At 68.7% G+C, this 403-nt stretch carries 1 pseudogene; it reads right to left on the bottom strand.

Annotation, left to right across the window (positions count from 1 at the left end):
• Nucleotides 1–122: 122 nt before the first annotated feature.
• Nucleotides 123–403, bottom strand: a pseudogene (locus AC0AIB_RS31565) (hypothetical protein); the annotation flags it as partial.

The raw sequence follows: 403 nt of genomic DNA, 5'->3' as shown, positions 1-403 counted from the left end.
GCCCTGCTCGCGGGAGGCCTCGAAGAGGTCCACCACGTGTCCGGCGGCCTCCTCGAACCAGTCGCGGTCCAGGGCGGCCACGCAGACCGTGTGCTCGAACCGTGCCATGGGCGACGCGCGACTCAGGCGCTCATGGAACGGGCCTGGTTGAGCTGGCCCATCACCGCGGGGAAGGTGTAGGGGCCGACGGCCGGGATCATCGTGGAGTGGTGCCGGCCGCCGCTGGTGACCGTGACCTGGATGAAGCCGGTGGTCCGCTTCTCCTTCATCAGCAGGAACAGCAGCCCGATCAGGCAGAACAGCGCGAAGATGATCGCCAGCACGACCGCGTGCGTCGGGATCTTCTCCTCGGTGCGCGACATGTCCGTGGCCGTCCAGACCGCGCCCTTGAGCGGCATCGAGC

It is taken from the genome of Micromonospora sp. DSM 43699 (genome assembly GCF_055517075.1).
This window is presented reverse-complemented; position numbering and strand designations above follow the sequence as displayed.